14 protein-coding genes are annotated in these 15,548 nt (G+C 60.2%); 3 read left to right on the top strand and 11 right to left on the bottom strand.

Going from position 1 to position 15,548, the window contains the following annotated elements:
• Both ACJJU9_RS12790 and ACJJU9_RS12785 read right to left on the bottom strand, forming a co-directional pair.
• Positions 1–285, bottom strand: coding sequence for a hypothetical protein (locus ACJJU9_RS12790; protein ID WP_407728627.1), 285 nt, complete (start codon positions 283–285; stop codon positions 1–3).
• A gap of 261 nt (positions 286–546) precedes the next feature.
• A complete protein-coding gene (locus ACJJU9_RS12785; RefSeq protein WP_407728626.1) occupies positions 547–2,739 on the bottom strand; it encodes a TonB-dependent receptor in 2,193 nt (730 codons plus the stop codon).
• A gap of 423 nt (positions 2,740–3,162) precedes the next feature.
• Between ACJJU9_RS12785 and ACJJU9_RS12780 the strand changes: the two genes are divergently transcribed.
• Together ACJJU9_RS12780 and ACJJU9_RS12775 are read left to right on the top strand one after the other, a co-directional pair.
• Positions 3,163–3,768 carry an SCO family protein gene (locus tag ACJJU9_RS12780; protein WP_048372059.1) on the top strand — a complete coding sequence of 202 codons (606 nt, stop codon included), beginning with the start codon at positions 3,163–3,165 and terminating at the stop codon, positions 3,766–3,768.
• Between the two features lie 29 nt (positions 3,769–3,797).
• Complete coding sequence (locus tag ACJJU9_RS12775; RefSeq protein ID WP_407728625.1) at positions 3,798–4,274, top strand: copper chaperone PCu(A)C; 477 nt, start codon at positions 3,798–3,800, stop codon at positions 4,272–4,274.
• An 89-nt stretch (positions 4,275–4,363) separates the two neighbouring features.
• Here the strand turns inward: ACJJU9_RS12775 and ACJJU9_RS12770 are convergent, their stop codons facing one another.
• The 5 genes from ACJJU9_RS12770 to ACJJU9_RS12750 all read right to left on the bottom strand — a co-directional run bounded on the left by ACJJU9_RS12770 (position 4,364) and on the right by ACJJU9_RS12750 (position 9,603).
• Positions 4,364–5,707, bottom strand: coding sequence for an OprD family porin (locus ACJJU9_RS12770; RefSeq protein ID WP_407728624.1), 1,344 nt, complete (start codon positions 5,705–5,707; stop codon positions 4,364–4,366).
• The gene (locus ACJJU9_RS12765) at positions 5,704–6,141 is read right to left on the bottom strand and encodes a pseudoazurin (protein ID WP_262125075.1); all 438 of its coding nucleotides are present in this window, start codon (positions 6,139–6,141) and stop codon (positions 5,704–5,706) included. The genes ACJJU9_RS12770 and ACJJU9_RS12765 overlap by 4 nt, the downstream gene beginning before the upstream one ends.
• 76 nt (positions 6,142–6,217) lie before the next feature.
• Complete coding sequence (locus ACJJU9_RS12760; protein ID WP_407728623.1) at positions 6,218–7,381, bottom strand: DUF1624 domain-containing protein; 1,164 nt, start codon at positions 7,379–7,381, stop codon at positions 6,218–6,220.
• A gap of 112 nt (positions 7,382–7,493) precedes the next feature.
• Entirely contained in the window at positions 7,494–8,792 is a 1,299-nt protein-coding gene (locus ACJJU9_RS12755) for an MFS transporter (protein WP_153437878.1), read from the bottom strand.
• A 37-nt stretch (positions 8,793–8,829) separates the two neighbouring features.
• Entirely contained in the window at positions 8,830–9,603 is a 774-nt protein-coding gene (locus tag ACJJU9_RS12750) for an SDR family NAD(P)-dependent oxidoreductase (RefSeq protein ID WP_407728622.1), read from the bottom strand.
• Between the two features lie 175 nt (positions 9,604–9,778).
• Here ACJJU9_RS12750 and ACJJU9_RS12745 point away from each other — a divergent pair, with 175 nt between their 5' ends.
• Entirely contained in the window at positions 9,779–10,654 is an 876-nt protein-coding gene (locus tag ACJJU9_RS12745; protein ID WP_407728621.1) for a LysR family transcriptional regulator, read from the top strand.
• Positions 10,655–10,741: 87 nt separating this feature from the next.
• Here the strand turns inward: ACJJU9_RS12745 and ACJJU9_RS12740 are convergent, their stop codons facing one another.
• Genes ACJJU9_RS12740 through ACJJU9_RS12725 form a run of 4 tightly spaced genes read right to left on the bottom strand, consistent with a single transcriptional unit; the run spans position 10,742 to position 15,532 of the window.
• Positions 10,742–11,497: an ABC transporter ATP-binding protein gene (locus ACJJU9_RS12740; protein WP_407728620.1), complete on the bottom strand. Its 756-nt coding sequence runs from the start codon at positions 11,495–11,497 to the stop codon at positions 10,742–10,744.
• Positions 11,494–12,489 (bottom strand): FecCD family ABC transporter permease, encoded by a 996-nt coding sequence (locus ACJJU9_RS12735; RefSeq protein WP_407728619.1) that lies wholly within the window; start codon positions 12,487–12,489, stop codon positions 11,494–11,496. Before ACJJU9_RS12735 ends, ACJJU9_RS12740 begins: the two co-directional genes overlap by 4 nt.
• On the bottom strand, positions 12,486–13,385 hold the full coding sequence (locus ACJJU9_RS12730; RefSeq protein WP_407728618.1) for an ABC transporter substrate-binding protein: 900 nt from the start codon (positions 13,383–13,385) through the stop codon (positions 12,486–12,488). Before ACJJU9_RS12730 ends, ACJJU9_RS12735 begins: the two co-directional genes overlap by 4 nt.
• A gap of 5 nt (positions 13,386–13,390) precedes the next feature.
• The gene (locus ACJJU9_RS12725; RefSeq protein ID WP_407728617.1) at positions 13,391–15,532 is read right to left on the bottom strand and encodes a TonB-dependent receptor; all 2,142 of its coding nucleotides are present in this window, start codon (positions 15,530–15,532) and stop codon (positions 13,391–13,393) included.
• Between the last annotated feature and the right edge of the window lie 16 nt (positions 15,533–15,548).

The following is a 15,548-nucleotide window of genomic DNA, read 5'->3' as shown; positions in this document are numbered from 1 at the left end:
CTACAAGCTCCCGCCCCCGGCGGGAATATACGCGACGCTTTCAGTCTCGCGGCGGCGCAGCAGGCGGTCGCCGTTATCGACCTGGCTGCTGACCACCTGATGATCCACGCTCAAATAGCCCAGCGGCAACGGGTCGCCGCTGCGGTGCTGGGCGAAGATCAAGGTGCGTTTTAGATCAAAGTGATGGCCGCTGGTTTTATCCAGCCAGGCCATCAGGGCAGCGCTGTCACCCACCAACAGCAGCAGCGCCCGGTGTTCTGAGGTCCAGCGTTGGATAACGGTCATTCAGGGTTGGCCTGAGGAGATAGGGGATCACTAGACGGCTACTTTCAATCGCTGATGTTAGCGATCTCAACCTTACGCTGAGCTGAATCTGCATCGCGCCGTGTGTGTTTAAAGGCACGTTAGAGGGCTGCGGGTGGATGGGAGGTGAACTCAATGTGAAAAAACGCAAAGTGGCTGGAACGGCAGCGGACTACGATTTTTGATGTTGAAAGTCAAGAGATCGCAGCCTGCGGCAGCTCCTACAAAGAGGGTGGAGCTTTGTTAAAAGTCGACCGTAGCCGAGACTTTCAGTGCGCGCGGTTCGCCCTGGCTCAGGTAGCCGCCATTGGCCGATGCCCAGTAACGGGTGTTGGTGACGTTCTCCAGGTTGGCCCGCAGTGTCACGGCGCGCTGCTCAACCTCGAAGCTGTAACGTGCACCCAGGTCAAAGCGGTTCCAGGCCGGGATGCTCTGGGTGTTGGCTGCATCGACGTATTGGCCGCCAGTGCGCAGCATGCGCCCATTCAACGCGACGCCCTCAAGCCCCGGTACATCCCAGTCGGCACCCAGGTTGTACTGGAAGTTCGGCACGCCGATCGCCCGATTGCCATTGTTGGCGCCGTTGTTGGTGCCGCTGAGTTCGGTGTCCATCACGGTCGCACCGGCCAGCAAACGCAAGCCGTCCAGTGGCTCGCCATAGATGTTCAGCTCAATCCCGCGATTACGCTGGGTGCCTTGGCGGACGTAGGTGTTTTGCGCGTCAACATAGCCGTCGCTGGGCTGTTCGATGCGATACACCCCAAAACTCGCGCCAAAGGTGCCCTTGTCGTACTTGATCCCTGCTTCGACTTGCTTGGAGCGTGCAGGCGCAAAGGCCTGCCCGCGGTTTGTCACTTCAGCACCGCCAGCGGTTGCCGGAGCGGTCGGGCCCTTGGCCAGACCTTCGATGCTGTTGGCGTAAAGCGACACGTGTTCCCATGGCTTGAGGACGATGCCGTAGACCGGCGTGGTGATGGACTCGTCATAGGTGGCCGTGCGCGCGCCGGCGTAGCTCCAGCCGTCGACTTTCAGGTTTTGCCGACGCAGACCGTAGGTGACCAGAATACGGTCGTCCATAAAGCCCAGGGTGTCGGAAATCGCCATGCTGCGGTTGATGGTCTTGCCGACGATGCCCGGGTCGTTGATATCGCCGCCCACGTACGGGTAAACCGTCGGCTTGGCCACGTCTATCGGGTGGTACAAGTCGTTGGCGAAACTGCCACTCAACTCATATGCCGAGCGTTGCTCGGTCCAGATACCCGTCACCCCGAGGTTGATTTGATGGCTCACCGGGCCGGTTTGCAACGTGCCGCGCAGGCCGGCCATGGCGCTGCGGTTGTCTTCATCATGGGCGACAAACATGCTTGAAGCGGTGGTCGCGCCTGCGGTACTGCGCAGGGTCGGGGTGGAATAGTTGCCTACTTCGCGGGTGTGCTTGGCCCCGGCGGCGGCATACAGGGTCCACTGGTCGTTGAGGTCATATTCGCCACGGGCCATGCCGTAGGTGTCCTCCAGCTCGGTGAAGGTCCACTTCTGGCTGTAATTGGTGTCGGCATCCGGGGCGTGGGGGATGCCGGTCAATGTGGCGGGGATATACACCGTGTTGCGATTGCCATTGATGCGCTGTTTTTGATAGCCAAAATCGGTCGACAGCCGCAAGCGATCACCCCGGTAATCTAGCCCCAGGGCAAACAGCTTGGTGCGCTGGTTTTCATCGTCGATGGCAGTATCGCCTTCGCGCTGGGCGATGTTCATGCGCACGCCAAATTCATTGTTGTCGCCAAAGCGCTGGCCCAAATCGAGATGTTCACCCACGCGGCCGCTGCTGGAGATATCGGTGCTAAAGCGCCTGGTCGGGGTATCCTGGGCACGCTTTGGCTGCAAGTTGATGCCACCGCCGACGCCTGAGCCGGTCGGAGTTACGCCATTAATAAAGGCATTGGGGCCCTTGAACACTTCAACCCGCTCAAGACTGTCGGTACTGATCACCTGGCGCGGTAATACGCCATACAAGCCGTTATAAGAAATATCGTCACTGTTCAGAGGCAAGCCCCGAATCACAAAAATCTGCGCCGCGTTGCCGTAGCCAAAGGACTGGCGCACCGATGAATCGTTTAGCAGCACATCGCCGATGTTTTCTGCTTGCTGGTCTTCGATCAGTTGCGCGGTGTAACTCGACATAGTGAACGGCACATCCATCATGTCCTGATTGCCCAGCACGCCAAGCTCACCACCCCGTGCGACCTGGCCGCCGCTGAACACGGTTGGCAGGGCGTTCTTGGGTAACTCATCGGCTGAAATGGCCGTGCTGTCCAGGGTCAGCACGGAGGACGGGGCCTGATCGGCAGCAGCCACGCTGCACAGCGAGGTACCCAGCAGGCCAAGCAAGGTGGCAGCCAGTGAAGTCAAACGAAACGGGGCGAGGGTGGTCGGCATCAGAATTCCGCGCAGAGTGAGAGAAGTGTCGGCGTCCGTGCAAACTTAAAGGCAAATGATATAGATTCTCTCTTGCGTCAAAAAGCCAAACTTCACGCGCCTTTACATTAATTAACCTGATCGCCACTGCGGCGCTTATGACGACCAGGGGGTGAGCAGTCTACCTGAGTCGATTTGTCGCACCGCCGCCACGTTGCCCGGATTTGCTGGCGTTGGGCTTATATGCGCACCACAACGGGGCGTGCCTGCCGTGCGACAGGGGCGTGACAGTGGTAGATTCAGCGCCCATGAAACGCGTTTACCCCACAGCAATCGTGCGCTGCTGCTAATGGCGGATCCATTGGTCGAGTCATGCGCACACCTGTGCTGACTGCGCAGGGCAAAGGTCAGGCTTATGGGCCAGACCGCTTAAAGGAACCTGACATGAATGCATTACTGACTCGCCGCCATGTCGTTGCCGGTCTTGGCTTGCTCAGTCTCGGCTTGCTGGCCGGTTGTGACCCCGGCAGCGGTTTGTCGTACAAATACGGCAAAGACCTCAGCAACGAGATTCTGGGCCGCAAGTTCAAGCTTCGCGACGCTGAAGGCAACGAGATGATGCTCGGCAGCTTTCGCGGAATGATGCCGATGATTTTCTTCGGTTTTACCCAATGCCCGGCCGTGTGCCCGACCGCATTGGCCCGCGCTGCGCAAATCAAGAAAATGATGGGCCCGGACGGCGATCGTTTGCAGGTGGTGTTCATCACCCTGGACCCGGAACGCGATAAGCCGGCAATGCTCGATGCCTATGTCAAAGCCTTCGACCCAAGCTTTATTGCGTTGTCTGGCACCCTCGAAGAAACCGCTGCCACGGCCAAAGAGTTCAAGGTGTTCTACGAAAAGATCCCGACCGGATCGTCGTACACCCTGTCGCACACGGCCACCAGCTTCGTGTTTGATACGCGTGGCGTACTGCGTTTGGGCTTGTCGCCTTCACTGACGGCCAAGCAGTGCACCGAAGACCTGCTGACGGTGATGTCGGTCTGCTGATCTCCGCTTCCTTTGAAAGAGCCCGTCTTATGAAAACTGTAAATCGCTTGATGTTGCTGTCGTTGCTCGGCTTGAGCCTTAACGTTTCTGCGCAGACCGTTGTCGATGACGCCTGGGTGCGCGCGACTGTTCCTGGCCAGCCTTCGTCCGGTGCCTTTATGCACATCACCGCGAGCGCCGACAGCAAGCTGGTTGAGGTCAAATCCGCGGTGGCCAAGACCGTTGAGATTCATGAGTCGACCATGAAGAACGACGTCATGAGCATGCACGCTGTTCCTTTCGTGGCATTGCCGGCCGGCAAGACCGTCAACATCGAACCCGAGGGTTATCACGTGATGCTGATGGACCTGACAGGTCAGATCAAAGACGGTGATCACGTGCCGCTGACCTTGATTGTCGAAGATGCCAAAGGCACCAAAGAGTCGATCGAAGTCAAAGCCCAGGCACGTGCGCTGAACACGATGCACATGGAAATGGACATGCACGATCACGGCACCGCGCACTAATCCCCCCTCATCAAACCGTAGGAGCGAGCTTGCCTCGCGATCTTTTAAATCACCAGATCGCGAGGCAAGCTCGCTCCTACAGATTCTGCTTAAAACCTCCCCGTCAGCGGGTATTCCACCGCGACCCGCAGCTGGTCAGCGTCCAGCTCTGCTTGCGCCGCATTGCCACGATGCACGTTATAGCGCAGTGACAGGGTGGTGCCTTTGGCCGCGCCACTTTGCACCACATAGCGCGCTTCCAGATCACGTTCCCAGTGTTTGCCGCCTTTGCCATACCCCAAATAGGCATAGCCGCCTTTAGGATCAACCTGCGTGCCGTTGATCTGGCTGCCGCGCACATAGGCGGCACTGAACATCAAACCCGGCAGGTTCCAGGGCGACATGTCCAGATCGTAGCGGGCTTGCCACGATTGTTCGTTCGGCGCATTGAAGTCAGACAGTTGCACGGCGTTGCTGATAAAGATCGCGCCACGGGTCACGTAGTCGAACGGCGTGTCGCCATGCACCTTCTGGTACCCGAGGCTGAAACTGTGCGGGCCTTGGGCATAGGTGCTCATCAAGCTCCAGGTGGTGTTGTTGATGGTGCCCGACAGCGCCTTGCCTTCATCGGTGGTGCGATAGAGGTTGAAGTTGAATGCCAGCGAGCGCTTTTCATCAAGCGGCTGGTTGAACAGGGCGCCCACGTATTGCTGGTTCCAGGTGTTTTCATAGCGAGACGTATAAAGGCTGGTGCTCAGTTGTTTGCTGGGGGTATAGACCACACCCGCAAGGTCGAACGCGTCGCCTTTGCGGCCGTTGGAGTAGTTCACCACAAACTCCTGGTTATGGCTGCTGGCGTTGCGATCGGTACTGCCGGTGAAGTGCCCGCCGACCATTTTCAGGGCATTGAACTCGTTGCTGGTCACAAACAGCCCGGTGGCGGTCTCGGGCAGCAGGCGGCTGTCGGATGAGCTGAATACCGGGGTCTTGACCCGCTGCTCGCCGTACGACAGCACCGTGTTCGACATGCGCAGCTTGATCGCGGCGCCGCCCCGGGCGTAGTCGTCCTTGGGGTAGCCCTCGTTATCCAGCCCCAGCAACCGGGCCTTGCCCGCACGACCACCGCCACTGTCCAGTTTGACCCCGAGGTAGGCGTGGGCATCGACGCCGACACCGATCAGCCCCTGGGTGAAACCTGACTGCAACGTGCCCATCAGGCCGTACGCCCATTCCTCGGCGTAATCGTTGCGTTCAGCCCTGGTTTTGTAGGCATTACGTGCGCTGCTGTTGCTACTGCCGTGCTGGTAATCGCGGCGGTCGTAGACGCTGCGATTGAGCACAGCCCAGGTGCTGTCTTCGATAAAGCCATTGGCCTGGGACTGGGCCGAATCGGCCATGCTTGCGGGGCTGGCGAGGGCCAGCAAAATGGCTGAGCGGGTACGTATGGCGGTCATGGCGCGGCCTGTCGGGCGAGGGCGGCATTCATGCGGTCGAGCGCACGCTTGGGCAGTGACGCAGGCAAAACTGGCGCCTCGGCTGGTGGTTCGCCCACTTGAATCAGCATCACCATGCCCATGGCCAGATGCGGCGTGCACTGAATGCCATAGAGGCCTGGCACCTTGAAGGTCTGTTCGATTTCCTGATCAATCTTGCCCACAAAAGTCGGAACGCCTTCTGGCCAAATGGCCGGTAAGGTCGCTGCGTTATGGCCGCTTTGCGCCGCCACGAACTTGACCGTATCACCGGGGGCAATCTGCAGGTAATCCGGGTCGTAGACCATGCCGGCGGTCGGGCTGCGAGTGAGCATTTTGACTTCATGGGTCTCGGCCATGGCAGCAGGGGCAAGCAGGGAAGTGGTCAACAGCACGGTCAGGGATGAAATACGCATATCTGGTTATCCATAGAGTCTGGGTCCCAAACGCGGGATGCGCGGCATGTTAGAGCAACACGCCGCGCCGTCCGCATTAGAAGTATTTCAGCCATGAAACATCTCGGCGACGGGCCTTGAGACCGGCAAACCAGCGCACCGGCAGATACAGCGCCGCGGCCAGCAAAATAGCCGTCAGCCACACGGCGCCGATGCCGTCGAAACCGAAGAAATCGCCCTGATTTAACCCAAACAGGCCCACGCAGATCAGGTACAGCACTTTGAGCACGTACAGGTGCAGCAGGTAGAAGAACATCGGCGCGGCGCCAAACACCGCCAGGGTGCGGATCCAGCGTTGCTGGCCGGCGCGTTCAAAGCCGAGCAACAGCAGCAGGCCGACACCCAGGGTCAAGGTGAGAAACAGCAGCGAAGGCGGGTATTTGGTGATGTTGAAAAAGCTCATCAGGGTTTGCGTTACGTTGCTGTAGCCCACCCATTGCGCCTCGCCATAACCATTGATCAAACGCAGGGCGACAAAGCCGAGCAGGGCGCCAGTGCCCGCAAGCAGCAGAAAACGCTGACGCAAGGCTGCTGAGGCAGAGCGTGCGAACCACGGCCCCAGGCAGTAGCCCAGCGCGATGACCCCGATCCACGGGAGCACCGGATACGATGTGCGCAAACGCAGGTTGTCCGAAAACTCGATCCAGCCGCGATCATGCAAAATCGCCCAGGGCACATGCATCGCAGAACCTGCGGCAAAGTGCACGTTGTCCAGCAGGTTATGCCCGGCAATGATCACCACGGCGAGCAGCAGAAGCAGCGGGCGGGGCAACCAAACCAGCGCGGCCAGGGCAATCATGCTGACGCCGATGGCCCAAATGACCTGCATGTAAATCACGCTTGGCGGGAACTGGAAGGTCCAGGCGAAGTTCACCAGGGTGAATTCCAGCACTACCAGAAACAGCCCGCGCTTGAACAGAAAAGCCGAGACGTCGCGGGTGCCCTGGTATTTTTCACCGTACAGAAATGCCGACAACCCGGTCAGCAAGACAAACACCGGAGCGCACAAGTGGGCCAGGGTCCGGCTGAAAAACAAGGCGGGGTCAGTCACATCAATGTTCATAGGGTCGGCCACCTGGCGATGCAAAAAGAACGTCTCGCGCACGTGGTCCAGCAGCATGAAGATGATCACCAGGCCCCGAAGGGCGTCGATGGAGAGCAGGCGTTGGCCTGAAGGCGGGGCTTGAATTGCGTTTGGCATTGAAGAGATCACAGGCAGGTGAATGTCATAAGTTGCGTTACCTTATAACATTCGATCCGTGCCTGTCACTCGTGTGAGAACAATTCGCAATTAATACTGCGCGTGCTGGCGATCAGCGACGCACTTTGACCCACGCCATCAAGATCGCTGAGGACAGCACCCCGGCGAACATGAAGATGTAAGCCGCACCGGGGTTGCCGGTCAGGCCAATCAGGTAGCCGACGATCCATGAGCCAACAAAGGCGCCCAAGGCCCCGCACGCATTGATCAGGCCAATGGCACCACCGAAGACGTTAGCGGGAAGGATCTCCGGGATCAGCGCAAAAAAGGGCCCGTAAGGTGCGTACAGCGCGGCACCGGCCAACGTCAACAGCACGAACGACAGCCAGAAATGCTCAGAACCCAGCAGATAAGAGCCGAGGAAAGCCAGCGCACCGAGTGCCAGCAACGGCCAGACGAAGTGTTTGCGTTGCTGGGATTTGTCCGAGGCCCAGGACACCGCCAACATAGCGGCGACAGCGGCCACGTAGGGCACCGCGCTCAACCAGCCGACGGTGACGATGTCAGCTGCGGCTGCCTGTTTGATGATGCTCGGCAGCCACATGATGAAACCGTACACGCCGATGCTCCACAGCGCGTGAACACAGCACAACTGAATCACCACCGGGCTGGTGAAGGCCTGGCGGTAATTGCGTACTTGCGGCATGCCTTTCTGTTCATCGGCCAGGGTGGCGGCCAGCTGGGATTTTTCCTGTTGCGTCAGCCAGTTGACCTGCTCGGGTTTGTCACGCGCCATGCGCCACCAGACGAAGGCCCACAGCACGGCCGGAGCGCCTTCAATGACAAACATTTCGCGCCAGCCCCAGGCCTGAATCAGGTAGCCCGACACCACCGACATCCACAGCACCGTCACCGGGTTGCCCAGTACCAGAAAAGTGTTGGCCCGTGAGCGTTCCTTGCGGGTGAACCAGTTGCTGATAAAAATCAGCATGGCGGGCATCACGGCCGCTTCGACGATGCCCAGCGACACCCGAATGAACATCAGCATCGGGATGTTGGTCACCAGCCCCGTGGCCATGGCGCAAAAGCCCCACAGAATCAGGCTCCAGAACACCAGTTTGCGTACGCTGTATTTCTGCGCGTAAATCGCCCCCGGCACCTGGAAGAAAAAGTACCCGAGAAAAAACAGCGCGCCGATCAGCGAGGACATGCCTTTGGTAATGCCCAGGTCATGCTCGATCCCGGCAGCGCTGGCAAAGCCGTAGTTGGCCCGGTCCAGATAGGCGAGGCTGTAAGTGATGAAAATGATCGGGATCAGGTACAGCCAGCGTTTGGGCGCAAAGCCCTTGGCCTTGACCGTTTGCTCACGGCCACCTGTCAGCGGCAGTGCGGGTTCTTTGAGAGTGCTCATGGGGTTCCCCCTGTTATTGTTTTTTTTAGATGCAGGTTTAAACGACGCTGGTCAGGCCTCCATCGACAAACAGCGTTTGACCGTTAACGAAATCCGAAGCCGGGGAGGCCAGGAACACGGCAGCGCCGCACAGTTCTTCGACACGGCCCCAGCGCCCGGCCGGTGTGCGTTTGCACAGCCATTCTGAGAACTCCTGGTTGTCCACCAGTGTGCGGTTCATCTCGGTGGCAAAGTAGCCCGGCGCCAGGCCATTGGCCTGAATACCGTGGCGTGCCCATTCGGCGCACATGCCCTTGGTGAGCATTTTCACCGCGCCCTTGGAGGCGGCGTAAGGCGCAATGGTCGGGCGTGCCAGCTCGCTTTGTACCGAGCAGATATTGATGATCTTGCCGCGCCCACGACCCATCATGTGCCGCGCAACCGCTTGCGAGACATAGAACACACCGTCCAGATTGACCCGCATCAGATCGTGCCAGTCGTTGGCGTCGTAGGTTTCCAACGGTGCACGGCGCTGAATGCCCGCGTTATTGACCAAAATATCAATGGCCCCGGTCTCGGCTTCAAAGGCGTTGATCGCGTCGAGCAGTTGCTCGCGTTGGGTCACATCAAACACCGCGAACTCGGCCTTGAGCCCCTCATCGCGTAATTGGCTGGAAACAGCGCGGGCTTTATCGATATTGCGATCATTGATGACCACCGTAGCGCCCGCAGCCCCCAGACCGCGTGCCAGTTCAAGGCCAATGCCTTTGCCAGAGCCGGTGATCAAGGCGCGACGGCCATCCAGTCGAAAGCTGCTGAAATTGAAGGACATGCTGTATTCCACCTGTGTGTTATCTCTGTCGATGCAGGCTTTGTGGGTGACAGAGATGATCTTGTTTTAGCCAGTTCACCCCAGGCCTTGCAGTGCGTCCAATCGTCATTGATGATCTCGTGATCAAAAACGCTGATAACCACGTGTCAGCGTGCCTTTTGTTTGGAGTTTGAGAGTGGAAATCAAGCACCTGCGATCCTTTGTCACCCTGGCCGAAGAACTGCATTTCGGGCGGGCCGCACACCGTTTGTCCATCGTGCAACCGGCCTTGAGCATGCAGATCAAGGTGCTTGAAGAAGAGCTGGGCGTGCGCCTGTTCGAACGCAATCGGCATTCGGTGATGCTCACTGAGGTGGGCGCGATCTTCTTGCCCGAAGCGCGCGCCACCCTGCAGCAAGCCGCCCACGCCAGCGATGTCGCCAAAGCCTGCGGGCGAGGGGAGATTGGCCGGGTGCGCTTTGGTTTTGTCTCATCGGTACTGCCGGAACTCTTGCCGACCCTGATCCGCACCTTGCATGCACGTTTTCCGCGTATCGAACTGGAACTCAAGGACATGCCCGGCCCGGATCAGGCCAGCGCCTTGCACAATGGCCAGCTGGATTTCGGGCTGATGCGTTTACCGGCGGTGATCGCTGGCATCCATACCCGCGTGGTATTGCAAGAGTCCTTCGTGGTCGCGTTGCCGAGCGATCATCCGCTGGCAGCCTGTGCCAGCATTCCGGCGACAGCGTTGGCCAACGTCCTGGTGTTTATCCTCGCCAGACGCTACGCACCGGGGTTCTACGACGAACTGATTCAAGCCCTGCGCAATCGGGGCGTGCAATTGCAGATCGGCTCCGAGCTGGGCGAATTCACCACCATGCTGGCGCTGGTTTCAGCCGGGCTGGGCATAGGTTTGCTGCCGGCCAACGCAGGCCGCGCATTGCCTGCCAACGTGGTCTCCCGGCCCCTGGAATTGGACGACTACAGAGCTACCACCGGCCTGGCCTGGGTAGACCTGAACAGCGCGGTCAAACAGACCGTGTTCAACCTGATCAGCGACATGCTGTAGGAGCGAGCTTGTCTCGCGATCTTTTGATCTTTTAAAAGATCGCGAGGCAAGCTCGCTCCTACAGATTGAACTGCCGCACAGGAAGGCTCATCCCAGCGGAATCGGGTACAACCCGTGGGCGCTGTCATGCCAGGCGAATTCCAGGCTGAAGGCCTGCTCCAGCCAGCCCGTTTCCCGCACCACTCGCGGGCTGCCGTGCCCCAGTAAACGCCCATCGGCCAACACCGCAATACGGTCAGCAAAACGCATGGCTAAACCCAGGTCGTGCAGCACCAGCAATTGCGCGCAGTGCGCCAAGCGGCTGCGCAGGTAGCTCAACAAGTTGAGCTGATGGGTTATGTCCAGCGCCGCGGTTGGCTCATCAGCAAGCAAAATCGGCGAATCCGCCGCCAGAGCCCAGCCTATGCCCGCCCTGGCACGCTCGCCGCCCGACAACTGCGACAGTCGCCGTTGCAGCAAGTGGCCGATATCCAGCGACTCAATCAATTGCGCCGACACCGGCTGCCCGACACGGGCGGCATTGCGCCGGGCACCCAGCTCAAGCAGTTCCTGGACCTGCAAATCCCACTGGCTGCGAAAGTCTTGCGGTAGATACGCCAACGTTTGCGCACGCTGTGGCGCGGGCCAGTGCTGAAACGCCCGCTGCTGCAACTGCACATTGCCGGCACTCAGCGTCTGCACACCGGCCAGCGCACGCAAGGCGCTGCTTTTGCCCGAACCATTGGGCCCCACCAGTACCAGTAGTTCGCCGGGCATCAAGTCGAGATCAAAATCATGCAGCACGGCTTTGCCAGCGTGGTGCACGCTCAAGCCATGCGCCTGTAAAACCGGGTTCACCTTCATGCTGCGGGCCTCGCACGGGTTAACAGCAGCAGAAAAAACGGTGCCCCCAACAAGGCGGTCAGCAACCCCAAGGGGATTTCGGCAGGCGGCAAGACACTGCGCGCCAAGCCGTCGAGCAACGCCAGCAAGGCGCCGCTGGTGAGGGCGCTGGCGGTAATCAGGCGCTTATGGGTGGGGCCAATCAGCCAGCGCACCGCATGGGGAGCCACCAGCCCGACAAAACCCACCAGCCCGCCCCAGGACACCGCCAATGCGGTAATGGCTGCGGCCAATAACAGCGACACATTGATAAAACGCTGCGGTCGCAAGCCCATGCTGTAGGCCACATGATCGCCCAGACCCAGCAGATCCAGGCCGTGGGCCAGGCGCTGTGCGCAGATCAAGGCCAGCCCGGTCAGCAAGGCCAGCAAACCCAGTGCGGGGAAATCCGGGGTGTGAATCCCGCCCAGTGTCCAGCTCAGCACCACCTGTAAATTCACCGTTTCATCGGACAGGGCGAGCAACAGCAGGCTGCGCAAGGCCCCGAGCAGCGCCGCCACGGCAATCCCGGCCAGCAGCAAGCCGCTGGTGTCGTTGATGCGGGTCAAGCGGGTGATCAGCAGCACCAATAGTGTCGCGCCCCAGGCACCGGCGAAGGCCAGTAGCGGCAAACTCAACGACATCGCCAAGGGCAAGGGCACCAGCAACGCGATGGCCGCGCCGACCGCCGCACCGGGCGCGCTGCCCAGCAAGTACGGCTCTGCCAGCGGATTACGGAACACCCCCTGAAAGATCACCCCGGCCAAGCCCAGGCAAGCGCCCACGCAAAAGGCCGCCAGTACCCTGGGCAGGCGCCAGGTCATCAGCAGTTGCGCGAACGGGGTTTCATCGCCTCGCCACAGCGCCCACCAGTCACTCCAGTGCGCCAGTTCGGCGCCAAGCCACAGGCCGATAAAAATCGCTGGCAAGGGGGTCAGGCACAGCAGGCGATAGCGTCTGTTGGCGGCGCTCATGGCGGTGTCTCGGCAAGGGGCGGGAACAGTTCAGGGTGCAGCAGCGCGGCTAACTGCTCGACGCCTTCGACCACGCGCGGGCCGGGTATCAGCAACAAGGCACTGGGAATGCTGTCGACACGGCCGGCTGCGACGGCCGGAATGCTTTGCCATCCCGGACGCACAGCCAGGCTGGCCGCCTGTTGCGGGCTGCCCGCGACGATAATGCGCCTTGGATTTGCCTGAAACACTGATTCGCCGCCCACCTGGCTCAGGCGGCTGTCAACAAACGGGTTAGTGCCGCCTGCCAGGCGCAAAATATCACTGGTGTAATTGTGCCCGCGCAAGGTCAGGTAGTGGCCGCGATCATTGCTGCCGGTCTCCAGGTACACCGGCACCGCAGGCTGCCCGGCCAAGCGCGCTTGTACGGCATCCAGTCGCACCTGCATGCGTTCAATCAGTTGCTCGGCGCCCAATTCATGGCCGGTGGCCTGGCCCAGCAGACGGATATTGGCCAGCACGGCCTCCAGATCGCGGTGGTTGAGCACCAGCGCCGGTATGCCGATGCGTTGCAGCGGCTCCACCAGGGTTGCCGCTTGCCGGGCCGGGGTCATGACCACCAGATCAGCTTGCAGGCGGGCGATGGCCTCCACAGAAAACCCCAGACGCCCGCCAACTTTGGCCCGTTCGGCAATGTCGGCGGGGTAACGGGTAAACGCCTCGACACCGACAATGGCATCCCCGGCGCCGATCGCCGCCAGCATCTCGACGTTACTGGCGAAGATGGCGACGATCCGTTTGGGCGGGTGCGTCAGCGTGACCTCGCGGCCCAGGGCATCGACCACAGTCCGCGGGAAGTCGTCATCGGCCCTGGATACAAGGCTTACCAGCAGACACAACAGCACAAGCCAGCGCATACGGCTTAGAACCGGTAATGCGCGCCGAGGTACAGCTCACGCCCCGGATTACTGTTGCCCAAACCGCCATTGGAGGCGCGTGGGTCGGCTAAGGGCGAATCGTTGCCGGTGGCGATAAACAGCGTGCTGCGCTCGATATCGAACAGGTTATTGACCCCGCCAAACAGGCTCAATTGCTCGCTCAGGTGGTAATTGCCACGCAGGTTAAAGACCCAGAACGGTGCCTTGCGGTACACGTAGTTGGTGTCCGGGTTGAGCAGTTTTTCTTCGGTGCGGTAGTACACCGGGCCGCGCAAAATGCCATTGACCCCGACATCCCAGTCACGTTCGCGGCCATAGGTCAGCGCCAGGCTGGCCTGGTATTGATACATGCGCTGGATCTTGTCGCGGTACGGGCCGGTCAAGGTGGGCGCTGCGCCTTTGTCGTCCATGTCGAAGTTCCACACCGCATTGGTGTTGAGCCGCAGGATGCGTTCGTCACCGAGGGCCAGGGCGCTGGCCAGATCGTATTGCCATTGCGCTTCAAGGCCACGGATCACCGCGTCGCCGTCGCCATTGACGTATTGGCTGATGCTCTTGGTCACCGGCTGCGTGGTGATGCGGTCCTGAATGCGGTTCTGGAATAGCGCCAGGTCAAAGAACTGGTTGGCATTGGTCAGGGTCACGCCGGTTTCGAATTGCAGGCTGGTTTCGGGCTTGAGGTTGGCGTTGCCCAGCGTCTGTGTGCCACTGATGGTGGTGAAGTCTGCTGCCAGCTCGCCTGCCAGCGGCGCACGGAACCCGGTCGAAACGCCTACCCGCAGCTTGACCCCCGGCATGGCCTCGTAGGCGCCGCCTAGGCTGTAGGTGACTTTGTCGAAGTCTCGGGTTTTCTCGTCCAGCAGCGGCATGTAGTCGGTCTTGACCGTGCTCGACTGGCCATAGCTGTAGCGCGCACCCGCGCGCAGGGTCAGGCGGTCGTCCATCATCCGCTGCACGACTTCGGCGTACAGCGCCGCGCTCAGGTCATCGGAGTTGATGTCGTAGGGCGCCACCTGACTGCTGGTAGAACCGTTGACGGCAATACGGAAGCGATCGTTGCGCAGCTTGCTCTTTTCCAGGTCCAGGCCCACCAACAGATCAGTGCTTGGCGTCAGTAAAAACTGCGGCGTCAGCTTGATACCGTAAGCCTCAAGACGACGCTCGATGTGGTCTTTGCTGAATCCCGGGCTGCCATTGCCCAGCACCGGCGAACCCCAGTGCAAATCGTCAATGTCACGGAAGGCATAAGCCTGCGAAGACCAGTTCAGCCACTCGGTGGGTTTGGCGACCCAATCGAGCTCTACCGACTGGTTGTAGCGATTGTCGTAGTTGCCATAGTTCCACTGCGAACCGCGAAAGCCCGCGTCATAGATGCCGTCTGAACGCACGGTCAGGTCGAGGCGCTGGTCTTCTGACAGCTCGTACCCCAGCGCCAACAGGCCGCCACGACGTTTCCACGAGGTGTTTTTCTGGGTGCCATCGGCGCTGTGGTAGTCATTGCGCCGACCGTTGTCCAGGCCCAGGTAGTAATCCAGCGGGCCCGAACTGCCACTTTGGTACACGCTGCCCTGTGCCAGCCCCCACGAACCGCCTTGCAACGTTGCGCCACCGCCTTGGGTGTTGCGGCCATTGCGGGTGATGATATTAATCACCCCGCCAATCGCCTGGCTGCCGTAAATGACCGAGGCCGGACCGCGAATCACTTCAATGCGCGCCACTTGCGCTGGCGACAGCTTGGAAATATTCGCCGTACCTGCGCGGCGGCCGTTGACCAGTACCGTTACCTGGCTGCGGTAATCGCGGCCCTGGCCATCAGTGTTGCCGCCACGGATGTTGATCGAGGTCTGGCCCGGCGTCCATTCACTGAAAAAGCCCACGGCGTTCTCGGCCAGCAAATCGGTAAGGTTGCGTGCCGAGGAGCGCTCGATCTGATCACTGTCGATGACCTGCACGGTGCTGGTGACATCCTTGAGCGACTCACCGGCGCGCGGTGCGCTGACCAGGGTTGAGTCCATGTGCAGGACCGACGGGTTTTCTGCGGCAAAGGCCGCAAGACTGACACCGAGCCAAAGCGGCACGGCTGCGCTGAACGAATGGCGCAGGGGGGCGTTGCACAGGTTGAGCATGGAGAAGTCCGAAGGC

The organism is Pseudomonas helleri (assembly GCF_045830615.1).
GTDB classification, from domain to species: Bacteria; Pseudomonadota; Gammaproteobacteria; order Pseudomonadales; family Pseudomonadaceae; genus Aquipseudomonas; species Aquipseudomonas helleri.
The sequence above is the reverse complement of the archived record's forward strand: the minus strand, read 5'-3'. Positions and strand labels throughout refer to the sequence as shown.

Coding starts and splice junctions, on each gene's coding strand:
- ACJJU9_RS12790 (WP_407728627.1), bottom strand. CDS start 285: ATGACCGTTATCCAACGCTGGACCTCAGAACACCGGGCGCTGCTGCTG.
- ACJJU9_RS12785 (WP_407728626.1), bottom strand. CDS start 2,739: ATGCCGACCACCCTCGCCCCGTTTCGTTTGACTTCACTGGCTGCCACC.
- ACJJU9_RS12780 (WP_048372059.1), top strand. CDS start 3,163: ATGAATGCATTACTGACTCGCCGCCATGTCGTTGCCGGTCTTGGCTTG.
- ACJJU9_RS12775 (WP_407728625.1), top strand. CDS start 3,798: ATGAAAACTGTAAATCGCTTGATGTTGCTGTCGTTGCTCGGCTTGAGC.
- ACJJU9_RS12770 (WP_407728624.1), bottom strand. CDS start 5,707: ATGACCGCCATACGTACCCGCTCAGCCATTTTGCTGGCCCTCGCCAGC.
- ACJJU9_RS12765 (WP_262125075.1), bottom strand. CDS start 6,141: ATGCGTATTTCATCCCTGACCGTGCTGTTGACCACTTCCCTGCTTGCC.
- ACJJU9_RS12760 (WP_407728623.1), bottom strand. CDS start 7,381: ATGCCAAACGCAATTCAAGCCCCGCCTTCAGGCCAACGCCTGCTCTCC.
- ACJJU9_RS12755 (WP_153437878.1), bottom strand. CDS start 8,792: ATGAGCACTCTCAAAGAACCCGCACTGCCGCTGACAGGTGGCCGTGAG.
- ACJJU9_RS12750 (WP_407728622.1), bottom strand. CDS start 9,603: ATGTCCTTCAATTTCAGCAGCTTTCGACTGGATGGCCGTCGCGCCTTG.
- ACJJU9_RS12740 (WP_407728620.1), bottom strand. CDS start 11,497: ATGAAGGTGAACCCGGTTTTACAGGCGCATGGCTTGAGCGTGCACCAC.
- ACJJU9_RS12735 (WP_407728619.1), bottom strand. CDS start 12,489: ATGAGCGCCGCCAACAGACGCTATCGCCTGCTGTGCCTGACCCCCTTG.
- ACJJU9_RS12730 (WP_407728618.1), bottom strand. CDS start 13,385: ATGCGCTGGCTTGTGCTGTTGTGTCTGCTGGTAAGCCTTGTATCCAGG.
- ACJJU9_RS12725 (WP_407728617.1), bottom strand. CDS start 15,532: ATGCTCAACCTGTGCAACGCCCCCCTGCGCCATTCGTTCAGCGCAGCC.